Raw genomic sequence first — 22,280 nt, 5'->3', positions numbered from 1 at the left:
CCGACATTGCCATGACCAAGAAGCTCTATATCGAAACCCACGGTTGCCAGATGAACGAGTACGACAGCTCGCGAATGGTCGACCTGCTGGGCGAGCACGAGGCCCTGGAAGTCACGGCGAACCCCGCCGAAGCCGACGTGATCCTGCTCAACACCTGTTCGATCCGCGAGAAGGCGCAGGACAAGGTGTTCTCCCAGCTCGGCCGCTGGCGCGAGCTGAAACTGGAAAACCCCGGCCTGGTGATCGGCGTCGGCGGCTGCGTGGCCAGCCAGGAAGGCGCGGCGATCCGCGACCGCGCGCCCTATGTCGACGTGGTGTTCGGCCCGCAGACCCTGCACCGCCTGCCGGAAATGATCGATGCCGCGCGCAGCACGCGCACGCCGCAGGTGGACATCTCCTTCCCCGAGATCGAGAAGTTCGACCGCCTGCCCGAGCCGCGCATCGACGGCCCCAGCGCCTTCGTCTCGATCATGGAAGGCTGCAGCAAGTACTGCACCTTCTGCGTGGTGCCCTACACCCGCGGCGAGGAAGTCAGCCGGCCGTTCGACGACGTGCTCGCCGAAGTCATCCACCTCGCCGAGCACGGCGTGCGCGAAGTCACCCTGCTGGGGCAGAACGTCAACGGCTATCGCGGCGAGACCCATGACGGGCGAATCGCCGACTTCGCCGAACTGATCCGCGTGGTCGCCGAGGTCGAGGGCATCGAGCGCATCCGCTACACCACCTCGCACCCGCTGGAATTCTCCGACGCGCTGATCGCCGCCCATGCCGAAGTGCCGGAGCTGGTGAAGTTCGTCCACCTGCCGGTGCAGGCGGGCTCGGATCGCATCCTCGCGGCGATGAAGCGCAACCACACGGCGCTGGAATACAAGTCGCGCATCCGCAAGCTGCGCGCAGCGGTGCCGGACATCTGCATCAGCTCGGACTTCATCATCGGCTTCCCCGGCGAGACCGAGAAGGACTTCGAGCAGACCATGAAACTGGTGCAGGACGTCGGTTTCGACTTCTCCTTCTCCTTCGTCTACAGCGCGCGCCCCGGCACGCCGGCCGCCGATCTGCCCGACGACACGCCCGACGAAGTGAAGAAGCAGCGTCTGTCGATCCTGCAGACGCGGATCAGCCAGCAGGGCTTCGAGATCAGCCGGCGGATGGTCGGCAGCACCCAGCGCATCCTCGTCAGCGACTTCTCGAAGAAGGACCCGGGCATGCTCCAGGGGCGTACCGAGAACAACCGCATCGTCAACTTCCGCAGCGCCAACCCGCGGCTGATCGGCCAGTTCGTCGAAGTGCACATCGACGACGCGCTGCCGCATTCGCTGCGCGGCAGCCTGATCGAAAGCACCGTTCACTGACGCCCGACGCTGCGAAGCGGCGCGGCGGCCGTGCATCGCCGTCGCGCCGCCGGCCCGATGCACGGCCGGGCGGCAGCTTTCACCCTCGCCCGCATGGGGTTATCCTTTCTTCCACCTTTCACTGCCTCCGGCGGCCATAAAAAGACATTGAACGCTCCCACCGAACCCCATCGTTTCACCCTCGAACCCTTTGAAGCGCGCCGCTTCGCCAACCTCTGCGGACAGTTCGACGAGCACTTGCGGCTGATCGAACAGCGCCTCGCCCTGGAAATCCGCAACCGCGGCAACCAGTTCGAGATCGTCGGCAACAACGAGCGCGCCCGCGCCGCGGAAAACCTGCTGCGCCGCCTGTACCGCGAGACCCAGAGCAGCGAGCTGTCGCCGGACATGGTCCACCTGTTCCTGCAGGAGTCGGGGATGGACGAGCTGGTCAACCCGAGCGCGCAGAACGCCTCCAGCGTCGCGCTGCGCACCAAGAAGGGCATGATCAAGCCGCGCGGCGCCAACCAGCAGCGCTACGTGCGTTCGATCCTGGACAACGACATCAACTTCGGCATCGGCCCGGCCGGCACCGGCAAGACCTACCTCGCCGTGGCCTGCGCGGTGGACGCGCTGGAGCGCGAACAGGTGCGACGCATCCTGTTGGTGCGTCCGGCGGTGGAAGCCGGCGAGAAGCTCGGCTTCCTGCCCGGTGACCTGGCGCAGAAGATCGACCCCTACCTGCGCCCGCTGTACGACGCGCTCTACGAGATGCTCGGCTTCGAGACCGTGGCCAAGCTCATCGAGAAGCAGGTGATCGAGATCGCCCCGCTCGCCTACATGCGCGGACGCACGCTGAACAACAGCTTCATCATCCTCGACGAGAGCCAGAACACCACGCTGGAACAGATGAAGATGTTCCTCACCCGCATCGGTTTCGGCTCCACCGCGGTGATCACCGGCGACATCACCCAGGTCGACCTGCCGCGCGGCACCAAGTCCGGGCTGACCCATGTGATCGAGGTGCTGCGCGACGTGCCGGGCATCAGCTTCACCCACTTCATCTCCAAGGACGTCGTGCGCCACCCGCTGGTGCAACGCATCGTCGAAGCCTACGACCGTTTCGAGCAGCGCCAGCAGGCGCCGCTGCAACGCGACGACAACGACCCGGGTGCCCGCGCCGACGATGCTTGAACTCGACCTGCAGAACGCCAGCCAGGGCGCTGTTCCCGACGAGGCGGCACTGCGCCGCTGGTGCGAACTGGCGCTGCGCCAGCGCACCGCCGACTCCGAGCTGACCATCCGCCTGGTCGACGAGGACGAGGGCCGCGAACTGAACGCCACCTGGCGGCACAAGAATTACGCGACCAACGTCCTGTCGTTTCCCGCCGATATTCCTGATGGCTTACTGGATATACCGCTGCTCGGCGACTTGGTGATCTGCGTGCCGGTGGTCGAGCGGGAAGCCGCCGAACAGGGCAAGGCCCTCGAAGCCCACTGGGCGCACCTGGTGATCCACGGTTGCCTGCACCTGCTGGGCTACGACCACCTGGAAGACGACGAGGCCGAGGAAATGGAATCGTTGGAACGAGAATTGCTCGCCGAGCTGGGTCATCCCGACCCTTATGCCGGCGATGAAAACTGAGCAAGGAAAAATGAGCGAAGACCGATCGAGCAATGGACACAGATCCTGGTTGGAGAAAATTACCCAGGCCTTTGTCCATGAACCGAAGAATCGCCAGGAACTGCTTGAACTCCTGCGCGAAGCCCACCAGAACAACCTGCTCGACAGCGAAGCGCTGTCCATCGTCGAGGGCGCGATCCAGGTCGCCGACCTGCAGGTTCGCGACATCATGGTGCCGCGCTCCCAGGTGATCAGCATCCGCGCCAACCAGTCTCCCGAAGAATTCCTCCCGGCGATCATCGAGGCGGCCCACTCGCGCTACCCGGTGGTCGGCGAGACCCTCGACGATGTGGTCGGCATCCTGCTGGCCAAGGACCTGCTGCCGCTGATCCTCAAGCCCGACCGCGAGAACTTCAACGTCCGCGACATGCTGCGCCCGGCCACCTTCGTCCCCGAATCCAAGCGCCTCAACGTGCTGCTCAAGGAATTCCGCGCCAACCACAACCATATGGCGGTGGTGATCGACGAATACGGCGGCGTCGCCGGCCTGGTGACCATCGAGGACGTGCTGGAGCAGATCGTCGGCGACATCGAGGACGAGCACGACGTCGAGGAAGACAGCTACATCAAGCCGTTGCCCAGCGGCGACTTCCTGATCAAGGCGCTGACGCCGATCGAGAACTTCAACGAGTGCTTCCACAGCGCCTTCTCCGACGACGAGTTCGACACCGTCGGCGGCCTGGTGATGAATGCCTTCGGCCATCTCCCCAAGCGCAACGAGATCACCGAGATCGGCGCCTTCCGCTTCCGCATCCTCAATGCCGACAGCCGGCGCATCCACCTGCTGCGCCTGACGCCGCTGGAGCGCTGAGCCCTTCCGCCCTGGCGGAGATGGGTCGAGGTGCCGGACCCATCCCGCCAGCGGCACACCGGCGCCGCCGTGCCCGCGCTTTCTCCCCCTTCCCGCTTCCAGTACCCTTGCCCGCCTGAATTTACGTTCAAGGACTCACGATGCGCTGGATCACACGCCCCGGCTGGCCGGGCAACCTGCTGGCCCTGGCCGCGGGCGCCCTCACCCCGCTGGCGTTTGCCCCGTTCGATTTCTGGCCCCTGCAGCTGCTCTGCATCGGCCTGTTCTACCTCGGCCTGCGCGACCTGACGGCGAACGCCGCGTTCCGCCGCGGCTGGTGTTTCGGCCTCGGCCTGTACCTGGCCGGCACCGGCTGGATCTACGTCAGCATCCACGACTACGGCGCCGCCTCCGTGCCGCTGGCCGGCTTCCTCACCGTGGGTTTCTCGGCCTGCGTGGCGCTGTTCTTCGCGCTTCCCGCCTGGCTCTGGGCGCGCTGGCTGCGCCGTAGCGAGGCACCGCTGGCCGATGCGCTGGCCTTCGCCGCGCTGTGGCTGGCCCAGGAGGCCTTTCGCGGCTGGTTCCTCACCGGCTTCCCCTGGCTGTATGCCGGCTACACCCAGCTGGACGGCCCGCTGTCCGGGTTGGCACCGCTGGGTGGCGTCTGGCTGCTGTCCTTCGTCCTGGCGCTGAGCGCCGCGCTGCTGGTCAACCTGCCGCGCCTGCGCGCACGCCGGGCGTTCTTCGCCGGCGCGCTGGCGTTGTTGCTGGCGCCCTGGCTGGTCGGCGTGCTGCTCAAGGGCCACGCCTGGACCCTTGCCCTGGGGACGCCGCTGCAGGTGGCGGCGATCCAGGGCAACGTCGCCCAGGAGATGAAGTGGGACCGCGAACACCTCAACGCCCAGCTCAAGCTGTACCGCGACCTCAGCGTCGAGGCGCGCCCGGTGGACCTGCTGGTCTGGCCGGAAACCGCGGTGCCGGTGGTCAAGGATTATGCCGAGCCCTACCTGCAGAGCATGGGCCGCTTCGCCGATGAACGCCGCAGCGCACTGATCACCGGCGTGCCGGTACGCCAGCCCAACGAGCGCGGCGAGCAGCGCTACTACAACGGCATCACCGTGGTCGGCCAGGGCGAAGGCACCTACCTGAAGCAGAAGCTGGTGCCGTTCGGCGAATACGTGCCGCTGCAGGACCTGCTACGCGGGCTGATCGCCTTCTTCGACCTGCCGATGTCGGACTTCGCCCGTGGCCCGGCCGACCAGGCACTGCTGCAGGCCAAGGGTTACAGGATCGCCCCGTACATCTGCTACGAAGTGGTCTACCCGGAATTCGCTGCGGGCCTCGCCGCCCGCAGCGACCTGCTGCTCACGGTGAGCAACGACACCTGGTTCGGCCGCTCCATCGGCCCGCTGCAGCACCTGCAGATGGCCCGGATGCGCGCCCTGGAGGCCGGCCGCTGGATGATCCGCGCGACCAACAACGGGGTCAGCGCGCTGATCGATCCGTTCGGCCGGATCACCGAGCAGGTCCCGCAATTCCAGCAGGTCGTGATGTACGGCGAAGTGACACCGATGCAGGGCCTGACGCCGTACCTGCGCTGGCGTGCCTGGCCGATGGTGTTCCTCTGCGGTCTGTTGTTCGGCTGGGCGCTGCTGGCCAGCCGCTGGGCGAAGACGCTCTAAAGCTGACGGATCACCGGTAGGCGCCGCAGCGATCCGCTCATTGGCGACCATAGGCCAGTGGGTAGGCCAGCAGGCCGATGGCCTCGTTGAGCACCTGCACGCTTTGCCACACCGCGGCACCTTCCGGCAGCCAACCTCCGGTCGGGCGTCCGTTCGGTATCCCGAGGAAACCGGAGGGCGCGCCGATCACCTGCAAGCCCTGCTGCTCGAAACTCCAGCGCGCGCGAGGCATGTGCCAGGCCTGGGTCACCAGCACCACGCGGGTGATGCCCTGCTCGCGGAGCAGTTTCGCGGTGAACAGCGCGTTTTCCCAGGTGGTGCGGCTGGCCGGTTCCTGCCAGCGCACCGGCGTGCCGAAGTCGCGGGCGAGCGAGTCGGCCATCATCTGCGCCTCGCTGAGCGGCTGGCCGTAGGGCGAGCCACCGGACGTCAGCAGAGGCAGCTTCGAGGCTCTCGCCAGTCGCGCGGCGTAGCGCATGCGTTCGATGGCCATCGGCGCCGGCTGGGCGACGCCGCCCCAGGCCGGGTCGTCCGGCACCTGCCCGGCGCCCAGCACCACGATCACCTCGGCCTGCTGCGCCAGCGCCGGCCAGTCGGCTTCCGCCAACGGCTGCTCGTGGCGCTCCAGCCACTGCGCGCCCTTTTCTACCGTGACGGGCAGGCTCATGGCCCAGAGCCCGCCGAAGCCGAGCAACAGGCACAACGCCGACAGCCGCGGAGCGCGCCGGCGCAGGTACCAGCCGAGCAGCAACAGTAGCAACAGGCCGCCTGGCGGCATCAGCAGTTGTTTGAAGATGTAGCGGATCGACATCGGGCACCTCCTGGGTGCCCGCAGCCTAACGGGGAAGCACGCGCGGCGAAAGCGGGCCAGGAGGTTGCCCGGGCGCGCGCGGGAAACGCGGATCGCCTCCCTCCTGGCCAGACGCGGCGGCGAGCCCCTCGGACAGGCCGCCATGCAGTTCGGGGTCGTGCTGCAGATAGGCCTGAATCAGCGCCAGCTCGATCCCCGAAAGCCCGCTGATCTCCAGCTCGACCGAGCTGTGATTGCGGAAGGCGTGGTCGGTTTCCGCCCCTTCCAGCGCCAGCGCGATACGCTGCAGCAGATGCGCGTAGATGTCGCTTTCGTGTTGCGCAGTCATCGTGCCTCCCGGTACCGGAGATCGGCATCCGAGGTATCAGTCTAGGCGCGGCCCGCACCGGCTTCCAGCAGGGCGACAGGCGGACGGGCAATCTGGGTTTCCCACGGTCAAGGCCGGTCATGTATGCTACGGCGTTTCCTGCAAGAGCCTGTTCGGTATCGAAAAGTGCGCAGGCCAGGTACGACGAATGAACGGATTGGACGCCTCCCGCGGGTCCGTTTTTCATGCTCTGCCCGGACGCCTTCGCCGTCGATCGGAAACCGGCTCCCCGCCCTCATCTCCAGCGCCAGTAGCCATGCACGAACAGTATCAGCCCCGCGAAATCGAAGCCGCCGCGCAATCCTTCTGGGATCAGAACCAGTCCTTCCTCGCCACCATGAAGCCCGGCCAGGAGAAGTTCTACTGCCTGTCGATGTTCCCCTACCCCAGCGGCAAGCTGCACATGGGGCACGTGCGCAACTACACCATCGGCGACGTGATCGCCCGCTACCAGCGCATGCAGGGCAAGAACGTGCTGCAGCCGATGGGCTGGGACGCCTTCGGCATGCCGGCCGAGAACGCGGCGATGAAGAACAACGTCGCGCCGGCGCAGTGGACCTACGACAACATCGCCTACATGAAGACCCAGCTGAAGAGCCTGGGCCTGGCGATCGACTGGTCGCGCGAAGTCACCACCTGCAAGCCGGACTACTACCGCTGGGAGCAGTGGCTGTTCACCCAGCTGTTCGAGAAAGGGATCATCTACCGCAAGAACGGCACGGTGAACTGGGACCCGGTCGACCAGACCGTCCTGGCCAACGAGCAGGTCATCGACGGCCGCGGCTGGCGTTCGGGCGCGCTGATCGAGAAGCGCGAAATCCCGATGTACTACTTCAAGATCACCGCCTACGCGGATGAACTGCTGAGCAGCCTCGACGACCTTCCCGGCTGGCCGGAACAGGTCAAGACCATGCAGCGCAACTGGATCGGCAAGTCGCGCGGCATGGAAGTCAGCTTCCCCTACGACGTCGCCAGCATCGGCAGCGAAGGCGCGCTGAAGGTCTTCACCACCCGCGCCGACACGCTGATGGGCGCCACCTACGTCGCGGTCGCCGCCGAACACCCGCTGGCGACCCTGGCCGCCCAGGGCGATGCCGAGCTGCAGGCGTTCGTCGACGAATGCAAACGCGGCGGCGTGGCCGAGGCCGATATCGCCACCCAGGAAAAGAAAGGCTACGCCACCCGCCTGCGCGTACAGCACCCGCTGACCGGCGAACTGCTCCCGGTATGGGTCGCCAACTACGTGCTGATGCACTACGGCGACGGCGCGGTGATGGCGGTCCCGGCGCACGACGAGCGCGACTTCGAGTTCGCCAGCAAGTACGGGCTGCCGATCAAGCCGGTGGTGCGCACCTCGGCCGGCGATGAAACGCCAGCGCCCTGGCAGGACGCCTACGGCGAGCACGGCCAACTGATCAATTCCGGCGCCTTCGACGGGCTCGACTTCGCCGGTGCCTTCGATGCCATCGAAGTCGCCCTGCGCGACAAGGGCCTGGGCCAGGCGCGCACGCAGTTCCGCCTGCGCGACTGGGGCATCAGCCGCCAGCGCTACTGGGGCTGCCCGATTCCGATCATCCACAGCGAAGACGGCGACGACATCCCGGTGCCGGCCGACATGCTGCCGGTGGTGCTGCCCGAGGACGTGGTGCCGGACGGCGCCGGTTCGCCGCTGGCGCGCCTGCCCTCGTTCTACGAAACCACCGACCCGCGCACCGGCAAGCCGGCGCGCCGCGAAACCGACACGATGGACACCTTCGTCGAGTCGTCCTGGTACTTCGCCCGCTATGCCTCGCCGAATTTCACCGGCGGCATGCTGGACAAGGAAGAAGCCAACTACTGGCTGCCGGTCGACCAGTACATCGGCGGCATCGAGCACGCCATCCTGCACCTGCTCTACGCGCGCTTCTTCCACAAACTGATGCGCGACCAGGGCCTGATCGACTCCAGCGAGCCGTTCGAGAACCTGCTGACCCAGGGCATGGTGGTCGCCGAGACCTACTACCGCGTGCTCGCCAACGGCGGCAAGGACTGGTTCAACCCGGCCGACGTCGAGGTCGAGCGCGACGCCAAGGCCAAGGTCATCGGCGCCAAGCTTAAGAGCGACGGCCAGCCGGTGGAAATCGGCGGCGTCGAAAAGATGTCCAAGTCGAAGAACAACGGCGTCGATCCGCAATCGATGATCGATGCCTACGGCGCCGACACCTGTCGCCTGTTCATGATGTTCGCCTCGCCGCCGGACATGAGCCTGGAATGGTCCGACTCCGGTGTCGAAGGCGCCAGCCGCTTCCTGCGCCGCGTCTGGCGCCTGGCCCACGCGCACGTCACCGGCGGTCTGCCGGGCGCGCTGGATGTGGCCAGCCTGAACGACGCGCAGAAGGAGGTCCGCCGCGCCATTCACCTGGCGATCCGCCAGGCCAGCCAGGACGTCGGCCAGCATCACAAATTCAACACCGCCATCGCCCAGGTGATGACGCTGATGAACGTGCTGGAAAAAGCCGCCCAGGACAGCGACCAGGATCGCGCGCTGCTGCACGAGGGCCTCGAGACCGTGACTCTGCTGCTGGCGCCGATCACGCCGCACATCTGCCATGAACTCTGGAACCGGCTGGGCCACGATGGCGCGGTGATCGACGCGAAATGGCCGGCGCTGGACGAGTCCGCGCTGGTTCAGGACAGCCTGCAACTGGTCATCCAGGTCAACGGCAAGCTACGCGGGCAGATCGAGATGCCGGCCAGCGCCGGTCGCGAGGAAATCGAAGCGGCGGCGCGGCAGAACGAGAACGTCCTGCGCTTCACCGAAGGGCTGACGATCCGCAAGGTGATCGTGGTTCCGGGTAAATTGGTCAACATCGTCGCCAACTGAACACCATCCGGCGCCGACCAGAAGGCGCCGGAATGCCTGCCAAGGGGATAGAAGAAATGCTCAAACGGAACCTGCTGCTCGTCGGCCTGACCTTGCTTCTGAGTGCCTGCGGCTTCCAGCTGCGCGGCACCGGCGATACCCAGTTCGCCCTCAAGGAACTCGACCTGCAGGCGCGCGATGCCTACGGCGAAGTCGCCAAGCAGCTCACCGCCCTGCTGGAACGCAGCGACGTGAAGGTCTACCAGGGCGCGCCCTACAAGCTGATCATCGCCCGCGAGGAAGAGAAGCAGCGCACCGCCAGCTACACCAGCTCCGCGCGCAGTGCCGAGTACGAAATCAGCCGCACGCTGCACTACCAGATCCGCGCCGGCAAGGACCTGGTCCTGCTCGAGGACAGCGTCGAAGTCCAGCAGACCTACGTGCACGACCAGAACAACCTGATCGGCTCCAGCCAGGAAGGCCAGCAACTGCGCGCCGAGATGACCCGTGAGCTGGTTCAGCAACTGGCCCTGCGCCTGCAACTGCTCAGCCCGGATCGCCTGGCCCAGCTGCAGGAAACCGCCGAAGCCCGTGCCCGCGCCGAAGCCGAAGCGGCGGAAGCCGAGCGCCGCGCGCGCGCCGCGGTGCCGCAGCAGTCGCCGATCGAACTGCCGATCCCGACCAAGTGATCGTCACGGGCCGCCTCGGCGGCCCGATTCCCTTCCGATGAAACTCAACGTCGCCCAACTCGGCAAGCACCTGCAGGGCAGCCTCGCCCCGGTGTACGTGGTCAGCGGCGACGATCCGCTGCTGTGCCAGGAAGCCTGCGACGCGATCCGCGCCGCCGCCCGCCGCGAAGCCTTCGGCGAACGCCAGGTGTTCCATGCCGACGCCAATTTCGACTGGGGCCTGCTCTACGAAGCCGGCGCCAGCCTCTCGCTGTTCGCCGAACGGCGCCTGATCGAGCTGCGCGTTCCCTCCGGCAAGCCGGGCGACAAGGGCGCCGCCGCGCTGATCGAATACCTGGGCCGCCCCGCCGAAGACACCCTGCTGCTGGTCAGCCTGCCCAAGCTCGATGGCAGCACGCAGAAGACCAAGTGGGCCAAGGCCATCATCGAAGGGCCACAGGCGCAGTTCGTGCAGATCTGGCCGGTGGACGCCGCGCAGTTGCCGCAATGGATTCGCCAGCGCCTGGCGCAGGCCGGCCTGAGCGCCAGCCAGGAAGCGGTGGAGCTGATCGCCGCACGCGTGGAGGGCAACCTGCTGGCCGCCGCCCAGGAGATCGAGAAACTCAAGCTGATCGCCGAGGGCGAGCAGATCGACGTCGAGACCGTGCAGGCCGCCGTGGCCGACAGCGCCCGCTTCGACGTCTTCGGGCTGATCGACGCCGCCCTCAACGGCGAATCCGCGCACGCCCTGCGCATGCTCGAAGGCCTGCGTGGCGAAGGCGTGGAAACCCCGGTGATCCTCTGGGCGCTGGCCCGCGAGCTGCGCCTGCTGGCCAACCTGTCGCGCCAGCAAGCCCAGGGCATCCCGCTCGACCGCGCCTTCAGCCAGGCGCGACCGCCGGTTTGGGACAAGCGCAAGCCGCTGATGACCCGGGCCCTGCAACGGCACTCCGCAGCGCGCTGGCAACAGTTGCTGGGCGACGCCCAGCGCATCGACGCGCAGATCAAAGGCCAGGCCGAGGGCTCGCCGTGGAACGGCCTGGCGCTGCTCTGCCTGCAGCTGTCGGGCAAACGGCTGAGCCTTCCCAGCCACTGAGCATCTGGACTTCCATGCCGACCGGGCGCACCATGCGCGCCGCCCGTTCGCAGGAGTATCGGCATGTCCAGAAAAGCCAAATCGCGGCCTAACAAGGCCAAATCCCTGATCGCGCAACCGCTGTTCCGCTGCCGCCAGGAAGTCCCGAAAAAAGGCAAAGGCAGCTACCGCCGCGAAGCCTCTCCGTCTTACAACGGAGAGGCTTCGGTCCTTCTGGCGGCTTAAAAAGCCGGCGGCCATGCTAAGGTCATGCACTGATACCGACCGAGACCCTCGATTTCATGCCCTATCCCAAAGCACCCGAGCTGACGCGTGCCCTGCTCACGGGCGCCACCCTGGCTTTCCTTTCCGCCTGCGCGGACAACCCTCCGCAAGCCGCCCCCACGCCACCCTCCACGCCGCCCGCAGCCACCGCGACCGTCAGCCCAGACGCACAGCCCGCGGCCGAGCCGAGCATCAGCTTCGAGCAATGGCGCGACGGATTCCGCAGCCAGGCACTGAAGGCGGGCATCCGCGCCGAGGTCTTCGACCGCGCCTTCAGCGGCGTGACCCCCGACCAGGCCGTGATCGACGCCGACCGCAGCCAGCCCGAGTTCACCCGGCCGGTCTGGGAATACCTAGACGGCGCGCTGTCCGCCCAGCGTGTCGCCAAGGGCAAGGCGCTGATCCAGCAGAACGCCGCCCTGCTCGCCAGCATCGAAGAGCGCTACGGCGTCGAGCCGCAGACGCTGGTCGCCGTATGGGGCATGGAAAGCAACTTCGGCCAGATCATGGGCAGCCGCTCGGTGATCCGTTCGCTGGCGACCCTGGCCTACGAGGGCCGTCGTCCGGCGTTCGCCCAGAGCCAGCTGATCGCCGCGCTGCAGATTCTCCAGCACGGCGACGTGAAGCCGGAGCGGATGATCGGTTCCTGGGCCGGCGCGATGGGCCAGACCCAGTTCATCCCGACCACCTACGACACCCATGCCGTGGACTTCGACGGCGACGGGCGTCGCGACATCTGGGACTCCTCGGCCGACGCGCTGGCCTCCACCGCCCACTACCTGCAGGCTTCCGGCTGGCGCCATGGGCTGCCCTGGGGCTTCGAGGTGACGCTGCCCAAGGGCTTCGACTACGCCCTTGCCGATGCCGACATCCGCAAGCCCCTGCGCGAATGGCAGGGGCTGGGCATCGCGCCGCCGGTGCTTCCGGGCCAGCTGGCCGATGAAAGCGCTTCGCTGTTGCTGCCGGCCGGCCATCGTGGCCCGGCGTTCCTGGTGCTGAGCAACTTCCGCGCGATCCTCAAGTACAACAACTCGTCCTCCTACGCGCTGGCCATCGGCCTGCTTTCCGAGCGCTTCCAAGGCGCCGGAAAGGTTATCGGCGAGTGGCCGCGCGACGATCTCCCGCTGAGCCGCAGCGAGCGCATCGAACTCCAGGAGCGCCTGAGCGCGCGCGGCTACGAGCCGGGCGCGGCGGACAGCATCATCGGCGCCAACACCCGCAAGGCGATCCGCGCCTACCAGCAGTCGCTGGGCTGGCCGGCAGACGGCTACCCGAGCCAGGAACTGATCAAGCAGTTGCGCGAAGGCCGCTGATCGCCGCAAGCCGCCGGGCACCCAGGCTCGGCGGCGAGCCCCTGTGATACACTTCGCCTCCCCCATTTGCCCCTGCGGCTGCCAACGGAGCCTCTCACGGAGCCAGTTCCGATGTCCGACATAGACTCGTCAAAACCCGTCGCCAGCGGCGAAAAGTTCCGCACCGCGCAGGGCATCACCGCGATCAAGGATGGCCAGAAGCGCCGCGCCTCGGCACAGCCCCAGGTGCATGAACCCAAGCCTTCGTGGCTGCGGGTCAAGGCGCCCAGCGGCAGCCGTTTCGAGGCGGTGAAGCGCAATGTCGGCGAGCATCGGCTAAGCACCGTGTGCCAGGAATCGCACTGCCCGAACATGGGCGAATGCTGGTCCAACGGCACCGCCACCATCATGCTGATGGGCTCCGTGTGCACCCGCGCCTGCCGCTTCTGCGCCGTCGACACCGGCAACCCCAACGGCTGGCTGGACGAGGAAGAACCGCAGAACACCGCCAAATCGGTCGAGCTGATGGCGCTGCGCTACATCGTGCTGACCTCGGTGGACCGCGACGACCTCGACGACGGCGGCGCCGGCCACTACGCCGCCTGCGTGCGCGCCATCAAGGAGCGCACCCCGCAGGTGGTGGTGGAGGCGCTGACACCGGACTTCGACGGCGACCTGCAGGCCATCGAACGGGTGGTCGACTCCGGGCTGGAAGTGTTCGCGCAGAACGTCGAAACGGTCGAGCGGCTGACCCATGAGGTGCGCGACCCACGCGCCGGCTACGCGAAGACCCTGCGCGCGCTGGAACACGCCAAGCGCCACCGTCCCGAGGTCCTCACCAAGACCAGCCTGATGCTCGGCCTGGGCGAGACCGACGAGGAAGTGCTGGCGACCATGGACGACCTGCGCGCCATCGGCGTGGACATCCTGACCCTCGGCCAGTATCTGCAGCCGACCCGCAACCACCTGACGGTGAAGCGCTGGGTGAGCCCGGAGGAATTCAATCGCTTGCGCGAGATCGGCCTGGAAAAAGGCTTCATGGAAGTCGCCGCCGGCCCGCTGGTGCGCTCCAGCTACCGCGCCGACCGGGTGTTCGAGAAGAACAACCTGGGCCTCGCCGCGCCCGTTCCGGTTCCCGGCCAGCCGCTGGTCACCGGCCTGATTCCCGCGCTCAACCTGAACTGAGTCGCGCCCACGGCAAGACACCCCGCGGAAATCCGGGGTGTTCGCATCGTTCAGGAAATCTCTTTCTTCGCAAAGGGCGGCAGCAAGGCCGCCTGAAGCCGTATCGCCAGCCTAGCGAACGTAGCCCAGGCGTCGGCGCAGGATCCGCTCCAGACGCTGCGCCACCTCGTCCAGCGCCGGTGGCGTCTCCAGCAGGTCGCGGAGCTGGACCATCTTCAACCCCGCGTAACCGCAAGGATTGATCCGGCCGAACGGCGACATGTCCATGTCCACGTTGAGCGCCAGGCCGTGGAAGGAACAGCCACGGCTGACCCGCAGCCCCAGCGAGGCGACCTTGTCGCCGGCGACATAGACGCCGGGCGCATCCGCCTTGGGCGCCGCGTCGACGGCATAGCCGGCCAGCAGTTCCACCAGGCTTTGCTCCATCGCCGTGACCAGTTCCCGCACGCCCAGCCCGAGCCGACGCAGGTCCAGCATCAGGTAGGCCACCAACTGGCCGGGGCCGTGGTAGGTGACCTGACCGCCACGATCGACCTGGACCACGGGAATGTCGCCCGGAGCCAGCAGATGCTCGGCCTTGCCGGCCTGGCCCTGGGTGAACACGCGGGGATGTTGCAGCAGCCAGATCTCGTCGGGCGTGGTTGCGTCGCGCTCGGCGGTCAGGCGGCGCATGGCCTCAAGGGTCGGCAGATACTCCACCAGCCCGAGATGACGCACGACGAGTTCGGCGGGTGCCACTAGATCACCATGTGCACACGGCCGGTGGCGCGCAGGTCGACGTTGATGGCCTGCAGCTGCTCGATGCCGGTGGCGGTGATCAGCACCTGTACCGAAAGGAAGCGGCCATTGCGGCTGTCGCGCTTCACCACGGTGGAGGCGTCGAGGTCCGGGGCGTGACGCTGGATCACTTCGACGACCATGTCGACGAAGCTTTCATGGGCGTCGCCGATCACCTTGATCGGATAGCGCTCGCTGGGGAATTCGATTTTCGGGGCTTGGGTTTCTTCGGTCATGGGACGCACGCGGGCTCGTGATCCGCGAGGCGGCGGCCCCGGATCAGGGCCGCCGCCAGCGGAAGGTCAGTTGAACAAACCGTAGAAGAACAGGCGGATGCTGTCCCACAGGCGGCGGAAGATACCACCTTCCTCGACCGCGTCGAGGGCGATCAGGTCGGCGCTATGGACGACCTTGTCCTGCAGTTTGACCTCGACCTTGCCGATCACGTCGCCCTTGGCAATCGGGGCGACCAGCTGCGGGTTAAGCGTCATGCTCGCCTGCAGGGCCTTGATCTGGCCGCGCGGCAGGGTCATCGACAGGTCCTCGGCGAGCCCGGCGCGCACTTCGCGGGTGGCGCCTTTCCAGACCGGCGCTTTGGCCAGCTCGGCACCCTTCTGGTAGAAGGTCTGGGTCTCGAAGAAGCGGAAGCCGTAGGTCAGCAGCTTCTGCGTCTCGGCGGCACGCGCCTGCTCGCTGGCGGTGCCGAAGACCACGGCGATCATCCGCTGGCCGTCACGCAGGGCGGACGCCACCAGGCAGTAGCCAGCTTCTTCGGTATGGCCGGTCTTCAGGCCGTCGACGGTCTTGTCGCGCCACAGCAGCAGGTTGCGGTTGGGCTGCTTGATGTTGTTCCAGAAGAATTCCTTCTGCGCGTAGATCGCGTAGTGGGTCGGCTCGCCGTAGATGATCGCGCGCGCCAGGATCGCCATGTCGCGGGCCGAGGAATAGTGGTCCGGATTGGGCAGGCCGGTGGCATCCATGAAGTGGCTGTTGGTCATGCCGAGCTTCTGCGCGGTGGTGTTCATCATATCGGCGAAGGCGTCTTCGCTGCCGGCGATGTGCTCGGCGATGGCCACGCTGGCGTCGTTGCCGGACTGGATGATGATGCCGTGCAGCAGGTCGCTGACCGACACCTGGGTGCCGACCTGGATGAACATCCGCGAACCGCCGGTGCGCCAGGCGTGCTCGCTGACGGTGACCATGTCGCTCTCGCCGATGCGCCCACCCTGGATCTCGTTGGTGGCGATGTAGGCGGTCATCAACTTGGTCAGGCTCGCCGGAGGCAGGCGTTCGTCACCGTTGTTCTCGATCAGCACCTGGCCGCTGGCGCCGTCCATCAGCACGTAGGCCTTGGCGGCGAGTTGCGGCGGCGCGGGGATCGCCTGATCGGCGGCCCAGGCGGCCGGCGTGGCGACGAGCAGAAACGAGACAAGCAGGCGTTGCGCAAAGCTGGTGGTATTCATCCGACTCTCTGATGTGTTTGCTGGAAATCGCGACCGTCGCCTGGACGTCGGTCGCCTGTTCCGCGTCCTGCGGATGCCCCGTGCGGGCTATGTCCTCAGTCCGGGCGGACCAGGGTGGGCTGGCCGAGCTTCGCCAGCCGCACGCTGCTCTGTACTTGTTCGGCCTCACCCTGAGTGTCGATCGGCCCCAGACGCACGCGATGCAGTATCTGCTGGTTGCGCGCTATCGAGCTGATGAACACCGGTGCAGTCACCACCGTACTCAGCTTCTCCTTGAGAAGCTCCGCAGCGTCCGGATTGGCGAAGGCGCCCACCTGGAGATACAGGCCAGAGGCTGCGAGCGAAGCGTTTTTTTTTGCGTCGATCTGCACGGGCAGGACGGCGGCGGCGTGTTGCTGGGGCGGCGGGGTGTACTGCTCGACCGGCTGCGTGGCGACCTGCGCCGGAGTGCGCGCGACGGGCGCCGCCGTGGCCATCTGCGGCTGGGCGAGCATCATCGGCACCGGCCGGCCCTGCTTGGCCCACCATTCGGCCGGGTCGATGCCTTCGACCTTGACCCGCGCAGTGCCGGTTTCGGCGTAGCCGAGCTTCTTCGCCGCGGCGAAGGACAGGTCGATGATCCGGTCGGAATAGAACGGCCCGCGATCGTTGACCCGCAGCACCACGCTCTTGCCGTTGTCCAGGTTGGTCACGCGCACGTAGCTGGGCAGCGGCAGTGTCTTGTGCGCCGCGCTCATCCCGTAGAGGTCGTACTTCTCGCCGTTGGCGGTGGCCTGGCCGTGGAACTTGGTGCCGTACCAGGACGCGGTGCCGACCGCCTGGTAGCGGCGGCTTTCGTTGAGCGGGTAATAGGTCTTGCCGAGCACGGTGTAGGGATTGGCCTTCACCGGGCCGTAGTTGGGCATCGGCACGGCGTCGGGAATCTGCGAGACGTCGACGTCCCACCAGGGCGCGCCGTCGCGGTGCGGGCGGTTGTAGTCGCCGCCGACCACGGCGCCGCTCGACGGCGACTGCGGCGCGCGACTGCTGGAGCAGCTGACCATCAGCAGCGCCAGGGCGCTGAGCATCGCCAGGCGGAACGGGCGCTGTGGCATCACTTGTTGCCTCGGGCTTTGACCAGCAGATCGGACAATTGATAAACCGCCATGGAGTACATCACGCTGCGATTGTAGCGGGTGATGACGAAGAAGTTGGGCAAGCCCATCCAGTATTCGGCGCCATTTTCGCCATCCAGACGGAAGGCGGTGACCGGGATGTCATCGCGCAGCGCGGTGCTGCTGGCCCAGCCGAGGGCGCGCAGTTCGCCGACGTTCTTCACCGGATCGAGGCCGTCGGTGAGGCCTTCGTCCACCCTTTCGCCCCGCGTGGTCGCCAGGCTCACCACCGGTTCGCCCGGCGTCCAGCCGTGCCGCTTGAAGTAGCTGGCGACGCTGCCGATGGCGTCCACCGGGTTGCCCCAGATGTCGATGTGGCCGTCATTGTCGAAGTCCACCGCGTAGGCGCGGAAGCTGCCGGGCATGAACTGCGGCAGGCCCATGGCGCCAGCGTAGGAACCCTTCACGGTGAGCGGATCGACCTGTTCTTCGCGGGACAGCAGGAGGAACTCCTTGAGCTGCTGGCAGAAGAAAGGCGCACGTGCCGGATAGTCGAAGCACAGCGTCGACAGCGCGTCGATCACCCGGTAGTTGCCGGTGTTGCGCCCGTAGAAGGTCTCCACGCCGATGATTGCCACGATGATCTGCGCCGGCACGCCGTATTCCTGCTCGGCGCGAGCCAGCGCGTCTTCGTGCTGGCGCCAGAAGTCCAGGCCCTGGGCGACGCGCGCATCGGTGATGAAGATCGGCCGGTAGTCCTTCCACGGCTTGACCTTCTCGGCCGGCCGCGAGATGGCGTCGAGGATCGCCTGCTTGCGCTCCACTTCGTGGAACAGCGTGGTCAGCTGTTCGCTGGCGAACCCGTAGTCGCGGGTCATGCCGGCCACGAAGTCGGCCACCGGCTGCGACGCGTCGTAGTCACCCGCCTGCACCGGAGCGATCACCCCCAGGCTGCCAGCCAGACCGATCAAACGTGAGTTACGAGCAGCCCAGCCGCGCAATACCTGCATTGAATTCTTCACTCTTATCAAACCTGTGCGATCCACTTGCGGTGGGTGTGGATCGACATCAAAACCCCGAACCCTGACAGCAGGGTCACCAGCGAAGTTCCGCCATAACTGATGAAGGGGAGCGGAACTCCCACCACCGGCAACAGCCCGCTGACCATGCCGATGTTGACGAATACGTAGACGAAGAACGTCATGGTCAGGCTGCCCGCCAGCAGCTTGCCGAACAGCGTCTGGGCCTGGGCGGTGATCATCAGGCCGCGGCCGATCAGCAGCAAGTAGATCAGCAGCAGCAGGCAAACGCCAACCAGGCCGAACTCCTCGCCGAGGACGGCAATGATAAAGTCCGTGTGACTTTCCGGCAAAAAATCCAGGTGCGACTGGGTGCCGAGCAGCCAGCCCTTGCCGAACACGCCGCCGGAACCGATCGCCGCCTTCGACTGGATGATGTTCCAGCCGGTGCCCAGCGGATCGCTCTCCGGATCGAGGAACGTCAATACCCGTTGCTTCTGATAGTCGTGCATGACGAAGAACCACATCGCCACCGCCACTGGAATCACCGCGGCCACTGCGCCGATGATCCAGCGCCAGCGCAAACCGCCGATGAACAGCACGAAGGCCCCCGACGCCAGGACCAGCAGCGACGTGCCGAGGTCCGGCTGGCGGATGATCAGCACGAAGGGGATACCGATCAACAACAGGCTTATCGCCAGATGTTTCAGCCGCGGCGGCAGGCTGCGCTTGGACATGTACCAGGCGATGGTCGCCGGCATGATGATCTTCATGAATTCCGCGGGCTGGAAGCGGATCACCCCGGGGATGTTGATCCAGCGGGTCGCGCCCATCGCGTTGTGGCCCATCACGTCCACCACCACCAGCAGGCTGACGCCCACCACGTAGGCCGGCGGCACCCAGCGGGCGAGGAAGCGCGGCTCGAACTGGGCGATCACCACCATGCCCAGCAGGCCGAGGCCGAAGGAGCTGGCCTGCTTGATCAGCAGGTCCCAGTCGCGACCGCTGGCCGAATAGAGAACGAAGAGGCTGCCCGACGCCAGGACCAGCAGCAGGGTCAGCAGGATGCCGTCGACGTGCAGGCGTTGCAGCAGCGTCGCGCGCCGGCGCATCACGTCCTGATCGGACAGCGTGCGGTCGAAGTTACCGTTGCCCATCGAGGTTCTCCAGCGGCGCGTTCGGCACGTATTCGGGTTTCAGCTGGCCATCGGCGCCGAGCAGCCAGGCGTCCATCACCTGCTTGACCACCGGCGCGGCGACGCCGGAACCGGACTCGCCGTTCTCGATCATCACCGACACGGCGATACGCGGCTTCTCCGCCGGCGCGAAACCGATGAACAGGGCGTGGTCGCGGTGGCGCTCCTGCAGCTTGTTGCGGTCGTACTTCTCGCCCTGACGGATCGCCACCACCTGAGCCGTGCCGCTCTTGCCGGCGATGTGATAGGCCGCCGTCTCGCCGACCCGCCGAGCGGTGCCGCGGGCGCCGTGCATCACCTGGACCATGCCGTTGCGCGCGTAGTCCCAGAACTTCGGATCGCGCACCAGGATGTCGGGTATCGGGTTCTCGTCCACCGGCGGCTGGTCCTCGATGGTCTTCGCCAGGTGCGGGCGAATCCACTTGCCGTGATTGGCCAGCAGCGCCGCGGTCTGCGCCAGTTGCAGCGGGGTCGCCTGCATGTAGCCCTGGCCGATGCCGAGGATCAGCGTTTCCCCCGGGAACCACGCCTGGCGGTAGCGCGCGCGCTTCCATTCGCGCGACGGCATCAGCCCTTCGGCTTCCTCGAACATGTCCAGCGAGACCTTCCTGCCGATGCCGAAGCGGCTCAGGTAGTCGTGCAGACGGTCGATGCCCATGCGGTGGGCGAGTTCGTAGAAGTAGGTGTCGTTGGAGCGCATGATCGCGGTTTCCAGGCTCAGCCAGCCGTCTCCGCTGTGGTTCCAGTTGCGGTACTTGTGGTCGTAGTTGGGCAGTTGGTAATAGCCCGGATCGAACACCCGTGTATCCGGCGTGATCACCCCGGCCTCGAGCCCCGAGACCGCCACCGCCGGCTTGATCGTCGACCCTGGCGGGTACTGGCCGCGCAGCACGCGGTTGAACAGCGGGCGGTCCTCGGAATCGCGCAGTGCGGCATAGGCATTGAAGCCGATGCCGGTGACGAACAGGTTGGGGTCGAAGCTCGGCTGGCTGACCATCGCCAGCACGTCGCCGTTGGCCGGATCGATCGCCACCACCGCGCCGCGCCGCCCGCCCAGCGCCGCCTCGGCGGCTTCCTGCAGCTTGATGTCGAGGGTCAGGTGGATGTCCTTGCCGGGCGTCGGATCGGTACGCTTGAGCACCCGCAGCACGCGGCCGCGGGCGTTGGTCTCGACCTCCTCGTAGCCGACCTGGCCGTGCAGCTCATTCTCGTAGAAGCGCTCGATGCCGGTCTTGCCGATGTGGTGAGTGCCGCTGTAGTTGACCGGATCGAGGCGCTTGAGCTCGGCCTCGTTGATCCGTCCGACGTACCCCACCGAATGCGCGAAATGCTCGCCCTGCGGGTAATGCCGGACCAACTGCGCCACCACTTCCACGCCGGGCAGGCGGAACTGGTTCACGGCGATGCGGGCGATCTGCTCCTCGGACAGCTCGAACAGGATCGGCACCGGCTCGAACGGCCGGCGCCCCTGCTTCATGCGCTTCTCGAAGATCGCCCGGTCCTCTTCGCTGAGCTGCAGCACCTCGACGATGGTGTCGAGCACCGACTGCCAGTCGCCGGTGCGCTCGCGCGTCACCGTGAGGCTGAAGCTGGGCCGGTTGTCGGCGACGATCACGCCGTTGCGGTCGTAGATCAGCCCGCGGGTCGGCGGGATTGGCTGCACGTGGACGCGGTTGTTCTCCGACAGCGTCGAGTGGTAGTCGTACTGGATCACCTGCAGGTAATACAGCCGCGCCACCAGCGTCAGGGTCAGCAGGACCACCACCACCGCGCCGACGATCACCCGCCGACGCACCAGACTGGCGTCTTTTTCGTGGTCCTTGAGGCGAATCGGCTGCGGCATGTTCGGACTGCTACTTGTGGTACGGGTGGCCGGAGATGACCGTCCAGGCGCGATAGAGCTGCTCGCCGACGAGGATGCGCACCAGCGGATGCGGCAACGTCAGCGGCGACAGCGACCAGCGCTGTTCACTGCGTGCACAGACTTCCGGCGCCAGCCCTTCCGGGCCGCCCACCATGAGGTTGACCGTGCGCGAATCCAGCCGCCAGCGCTCCAGCTCCCGGGCCAGTTGCCCGGTGCTCCACGGCTTGCCTTCGACTTCGAGAGTGACGATGCGCTCGCCGGGCTGCACCTTGGCGAGCATGGCTTCGCCTTCCTGACGGATCAGGCGCGCCACGTCGGCGTTCTTGCCGCGGGTATTGAGCGGGATTTCCACCAGGTCGACGGCCAGCTCGGCGGGCATGCGCTTGGCATATTCCTGCCAGCCCTCCTCCACCCAGCGCGGCATGCGCGACCCGACAGCGATCAGCTTGATGCGCACGGCCGCGGGTTACTCCTTGTCGAAGTCCGGCGGCTCGTAGCCCTGGGTCCCGCCGTGCTGCGCGCGGCTCTGCTCGGCGCCCTGCCACAGGCGTTCGAGGTCGTAGAACTGCCGGGTAGCGACCTGCATGGCATGCACGACCACGTCGCCGAGGTCGAGCAGGGCCCATTCGCCGCTGTCCAGGCCTTCGCTGCCGATCGGCCGCACGCCCTGTTCCTTGACCTTCTCCAGCACGTTGTCGGCCAGGGATTTGACGTGGCGGCTGGAGGTGCCGCTGGCGATCACCATGAAATCGGTGACGCTGGTCTTGCCGCGCACATCGATCACGGTGATGTCCTTGGCCTTCATGTCTTCCAGGGCGGCGACCGCCAGCTGGACCAGTTCTTCATTCTGCAAAG

General features: G+C 66.7%; 22 protein-coding genes. 11 read left to right on the top strand and 11 right to left on the bottom strand.

Features of this window, described 5'->3' with window-relative positions:
* Positions 1–11 precede the first annotated feature (11 nt).
* From miaB to lnt, 5 genes are all read left to right on the top strand, one after another.
* Positions 12–1,352: a tRNA (N6-isopentenyl adenosine(37)-C2)-methylthiotransferase MiaB gene (gene miaB / locus B3E91_RS13610; RefSeq protein WP_287029920.1), complete on the top strand. Its 1,341-nt coding sequence runs from the start codon at positions 12–14 to the stop codon at positions 1,350–1,352.
* Between the two features lie 147 nt (positions 1,353–1,499).
* Positions 1,500–2,525, top strand: coding sequence for a PhoH family protein (locus B3E91_RS13605; protein WP_287029919.1), 1,026 nt, complete (start codon positions 1,500–1,502; stop codon positions 2,523–2,525).
* Positions 2,518–2,976, top strand: a complete 459-nt coding sequence (gene ybeY / locus B3E91_RS13600; RefSeq protein ID WP_287029918.1) for an rRNA maturation RNase YbeY — start codon at positions 2,518–2,520, stop codon at positions 2,974–2,976. Before B3E91_RS13605 ends, ybeY begins: the two co-directional genes overlap by 8 nt.
* A gap of 10 nt (positions 2,977–2,986) precedes the next feature.
* Entirely contained in the window at positions 2,987–3,826 is an 840-nt protein-coding gene (locus B3E91_RS13595; protein ID WP_273230028.1) for an HlyC/CorC family transporter, read from the top strand.
* Positions 3,827–3,966: 140 nt separating this feature from the next.
* Entirely contained in the window at positions 3,967–5,487 is a 1,521-nt protein-coding gene (lnt, locus tag B3E91_RS13590; RefSeq protein ID WP_287029915.1) for an apolipoprotein N-acyltransferase, read from the top strand.
* Positions 5,488–5,524: 37 nt separating this feature from the next.
* Here the strand turns inward: lnt and B3E91_RS13585 are convergent, their stop codons facing one another.
* Positions 5,525–6,298, bottom strand: a complete 774-nt coding sequence (locus B3E91_RS13585) for a YdcF family protein (RefSeq protein WP_287029914.1) — start codon at positions 6,296–6,298, stop codon at positions 5,525–5,527.
* A gap of 25 nt (positions 6,299–6,323) precedes the next feature.
* The gene (locus B3E91_RS13580) at positions 6,324–6,626 is read right to left on the bottom strand and encodes a hypothetical protein (protein WP_287029912.1); all 303 of its coding nucleotides are present in this window, start codon (positions 6,624–6,626) and stop codon (positions 6,324–6,326) included.
* A 295-nt stretch (positions 6,627–6,921) separates the two neighbouring features.
* Between B3E91_RS13580 and leuS the strand changes: the two genes are divergently transcribed.
* From leuS to lipA, 6 genes are all read left to right on the top strand, one after another.
* Positions 6,922–9,528, top strand: coding sequence for a leucine--tRNA ligase (gene leuS / locus B3E91_RS13575; protein ID WP_287029911.1), 2,607 nt, complete (start codon positions 6,922–6,924; stop codon positions 9,526–9,528).
* 56 nt (positions 9,529–9,584) lie between these two features.
* Positions 9,585–10,196, top strand: coding sequence for an LPS assembly lipoprotein LptE (gene lptE / locus B3E91_RS13570; protein ID WP_282341904.1), 612 nt, complete (start codon positions 9,585–9,587; stop codon positions 10,194–10,196).
* 37 nt (positions 10,197–10,233) lie between these two features.
* Positions 10,234–11,271: a DNA polymerase III subunit delta gene (gene holA / locus B3E91_RS13565; RefSeq protein WP_273230019.1), complete on the top strand. Its 1,038-nt coding sequence runs from the start codon at positions 10,234–10,236 to the stop codon at positions 11,269–11,271.
* Between the two features lie 63 nt (positions 11,272–11,334).
* Entirely contained in the window at positions 11,335–11,496 is a 162-nt protein-coding gene (gene arfA, locus B3E91_RS13560; RefSeq protein ID WP_282344396.1) for an alternative ribosome rescue factor ArfA, read from the top strand.
* A gap of 56 nt (positions 11,497–11,552) precedes the next feature.
* Positions 11,553–12,848: a lytic murein transglycosylase gene (locus B3E91_RS13555; protein WP_287029907.1), complete on the top strand. Its 1,296-nt coding sequence runs from the start codon at positions 11,553–11,555 to the stop codon at positions 12,846–12,848.
* Between the two features lie 111 nt (positions 12,849–12,959).
* The gene (gene lipA / locus B3E91_RS13550) at positions 12,960–14,012 is read left to right on the top strand and encodes a lipoyl synthase (RefSeq protein ID WP_273230014.1); all 1,053 of its coding nucleotides are present in this window, start codon (positions 12,960–12,962) and stop codon (positions 14,010–14,012) included.
* A gap of 111 nt (positions 14,013–14,123) precedes the next feature.
* Here lipA and lipB read toward each other — a convergent pair whose 3' ends face one another.
* The 9 genes from lipB to rsfS all read right to left on the bottom strand — a co-directional run bounded on the left by lipB (position 14,124) and on the right by rsfS (position 22,278).
* Complete coding sequence (gene lipB / locus B3E91_RS13545) at positions 14,124–14,750, bottom strand: lipoyl(octanoyl) transferase LipB (RefSeq protein ID WP_287029904.1); 627 nt, start codon at positions 14,748–14,750, stop codon at positions 14,124–14,126.
* Entirely contained in the window at positions 14,750–15,025 is a 276-nt protein-coding gene (locus tag B3E91_RS13540; protein WP_273230010.1) for a DUF493 domain-containing protein, read from the bottom strand. Before B3E91_RS13540 ends, lipB begins: the two co-directional genes overlap by 1 nt.
* Positions 15,026–15,091: 66 nt before the next feature.
* Entirely contained in the window at positions 15,092–16,252 is a 1,161-nt protein-coding gene (locus B3E91_RS13535) for a D-alanyl-D-alanine carboxypeptidase family protein (protein ID WP_090225962.1), read from the bottom strand.
* A gap of 95 nt (positions 16,253–16,347) precedes the next feature.
* Positions 16,348–17,346, bottom strand: coding sequence for a septal ring lytic transglycosylase RlpA family protein (locus tag B3E91_RS13530; RefSeq protein WP_090225959.1), 999 nt, complete (start codon positions 17,344–17,346; stop codon positions 16,348–16,350).
* Positions 17,346–18,356 carry a lytic murein transglycosylase B gene (gene mltB, locus B3E91_RS13525; RefSeq protein WP_090225957.1) on the bottom strand — a complete coding sequence of 337 codons (1,011 nt, stop codon included), beginning with the start codon at positions 18,354–18,356 and terminating at the stop codon, positions 17,346–17,348. Before mltB ends, B3E91_RS13530 begins: the two co-directional genes overlap by 1 nt.
* 17 nt (positions 18,357–18,373) lie before the next feature.
* Positions 18,374–19,477 carry a rod shape-determining protein RodA gene (gene rodA / locus B3E91_RS13520; RefSeq protein WP_287029947.1) on the bottom strand — a complete coding sequence of 368 codons (1,104 nt, stop codon included), beginning with the start codon at positions 19,475–19,477 and terminating at the stop codon, positions 18,374–18,376.
* A gap of 31 nt (positions 19,478–19,508) precedes the next feature.
* The gene (mrdA, locus tag B3E91_RS13515; RefSeq protein ID WP_273230004.1) at positions 19,509–21,404 is read right to left on the bottom strand and encodes a penicillin-binding protein 2; all 1,896 of its coding nucleotides are present in this window, start codon (positions 21,402–21,404) and stop codon (positions 19,509–19,511) included.
* 10 nt (positions 21,405–21,414) lie between these two features.
* On the bottom strand, positions 21,415–21,882 hold the full coding sequence (gene rlmH, locus B3E91_RS13510) for a 23S rRNA (pseudouridine(1915)-N(3))-methyltransferase RlmH (protein WP_090225949.1): 468 nt from the start codon (positions 21,880–21,882) through the stop codon (positions 21,415–21,417).
* A 9-nt stretch (positions 21,883–21,891) separates the two neighbouring features.
* Positions 21,892–22,278, bottom strand: coding sequence for a ribosome silencing factor (gene rsfS, locus B3E91_RS13505; protein WP_090225946.1), 387 nt, complete (start codon positions 22,276–22,278; stop codon positions 21,892–21,894).
* Positions 22,279–22,280 lie beyond the last annotated feature (2 nt).

Origin of the sequence: Pseudomonas sp. UBA6310, from assembly GCF_002438225.1 — a bacterium.
Classification (GTDB): domain Bacteria; phylum Pseudomonadota; class Gammaproteobacteria; order Pseudomonadales; family Pseudomonadaceae; genus Pseudomonas_O; species Pseudomonas_O kuykendallii.
Note: the sequence above shows the minus strand (reverse complement) of the source record. Positions and strands in the feature narration are given on the sequence as shown.